The organism is Kitasatospora sp. NPDC004240 (assembly GCF_053603215.1).
Genome location: NZ_JBSGFD010000424.1, coordinates 1 through 2,174 on the forward strand (window position 1 = coordinate 1; position 2,174 = coordinate 2,174).

The 2,174-nt window shown below is 74.3% G+C and carries 1 protein-coding gene; it reads left to right on the forward strand.

Annotated features, from left to right (window positions below; genetic code table 11):
• The first annotated feature begins 172 nt into the window (after positions 1 to 172).
• A complete protein-coding gene (locus tag ACWEQL_RS42230) occupies positions 173 to 2,095 on the forward strand; it encodes an ABC1 kinase family protein (RefSeq protein WP_452156905.1) in 1,923 nt (640 codons plus the stop codon).
• Positions 2,096 to 2,174 lie beyond the last annotated feature (79 nt).

Consider the following 2,174-nt stretch of genomic DNA (forward strand, 5'->3'; position numbering starts at 1 on the left):
GCGCGGGCGGCGCGGGCGGCGCGGGCGGCGCCGGGCCGCGGGTTCGTACACGCGGGGACCGATGGCATGATGAGCCGGTTCCCGGCGCTCGGCCGGGGCGGCGGGGACGCGGGGCCGGACAGCCGGGTGAAGGGCGTTCCCCGCGCACGTGATTGACGGGGGATCAAAACACATGTGGATCATCGGCATGCTGGTCGGCGGCTTCCTGCTCGTGGTGCCGCCCGCGCTGCTGGGCCGCCGCCTGCTGGGCATCGAGGCCGGGCTGCCGAGAGCGGCACTGGCGGGGCTGGTCGGGATCTCGACCGCGGGCGCGCTGCTGGGCACCCACCTCCAGCGCGACGAACAGCGGATCGCGCTGAGCACCCTGATGATCGCGATAGCCCTGCTGGTCGCCATGGTGACGCTGGTCGCCCTGGACCTCGTGCTGCCCGCGGGCAGCGTGCGCCCGCTGTCCTGGCCGCGCTCGGTGCGCGGGCGCCTGGCGCGCATGCGCCGCTACTCGCAGATCGTCGCCATCGCCGGCCGCCACGGCCTCGGCCCCTACCTGCGGGGCCGGGGCCGGCGGGACACGACGCGCCACGAACTGCTGGCGCAGGAACTGCGCCAGGCCCTCCAGGCGGGCGGCACGACGTTCGTCAAGCTCGGCCAGGTGATGTCCACGCGCCGCGACCTGCTGCCCGCCCCCTACGTCGAGGAACTCGGCCGGCTCCAGGACCAGGTACCGCCCGCCCCCTGGCCGCAGGTCGAACGGGCGCTGATCGCCGCGCTCGGCGCCGCCCCCCACGAGGTGTTCGCCGAGTTCGACCACCGCCCGCTCGCCGCCGCCTCCGTCGCCCAGGTCCACGCCGCGCTCCTGCACGACGGCACCCGCGTCATCGTCAAGGTGCAGCGCCCCGGCGTGCGCGAACTCGTCGAACGCGACCTCGACATCGTCGCCCGCCTCGCCGCCACCCTGCAGACGCGCACCGACTGGGGGCGCGCCCTGGGCCTGGTCGACCTGGCCCAGGGCTTCGCGCTCGCCCTGCGCGAGGAACTGGACTTCCGGGTCGAGGCCCGGAACATGAGCGCCGTGCGCCGCGCCGCGGCCCAGCGGCGCGACGACAGCGTGACGGTACCGCAGGTGCACGAGGCCCTCAGCACCGAACGCGTCCTGGTGATGGACCGCATCGACGGCACCCCGCTCGGACAGGCCCGGCCCGACGACGCGCAGCACGGCCGAAACCTGGCCGACACCCTGTTCACCGCCCTGCTCAACCAGATCGTGCGCGACGGCGTCTTCCACGCCGACCCGCACCCCGGCAACATCCTGCTCCAGCCCGACGGGCGCCCGGCCCTGCTCGACTTCGGGTCGGTCGGCCGGATCGACCCGGGACTGCGCGAGTCGATGGCCTCGCTGTTCCTCGCGGTGCAACGCGCGGACGCCGCCGCGCTGCGCGACGCGCTGCTGGACGTCACCGACCGGCCCCAGGACGTCGACGAGCACCGGCTGCAACGCGCCCTCGGCCGCTTCAGCGCCCGCCACCTCGGGCCGGGCACGGCCCCGGACATGCAGATGTTCACCGACCTGTTCCGCCTGATCACCGACTTCCGGCTGGCCGTCCCGCCGGAGATCGCCGCCGTGTTCCGGGCCCTGGGCACCCTGGAGGGCACCCTGCTACGGCTCAGCGCGGACTTCGACATGCTGGCCGCCTCCCGCACCTACGCGGCCTCCCGACTCGCCGACCGCATCGGCCCCAGCGGCGCCCGCCAAATCGCCCAGGACGAGGTCCTGGGCCTGCTGCCGGTGCTGCGACGGCTACCGCGCCGCCTCGACCGGATCGGCAGTGCCCTGGAGGACGGGCGACTCACGGTGAGCGTGCGCCTGTTCGCCGACCCGCGGGAGCGCAAGGTGGCCGGCGAACTGCTGAGCCGGGTACTCCTCACCTTCCTCGGGATCTTCTTCGGCGTCACCGGCGTCCAACTCCTCGGCCTCGACAAAGGCCCGATGGTCGCGGCCGACCTGAGCCTGTACACGCTGATCGGCTACCACCTCCTGGTACTCTCCGCCGCGGTGGCCGTACGGACCCTCTACGTCCTGAGCCGACCCCTCAACTGACCGCCCGCCCCCCCCCCCCCCCCCCCCCCCCCCAGACCCCCCCCACCCCCCCCAACCCCCCCAAAAAAACACCAGCTTA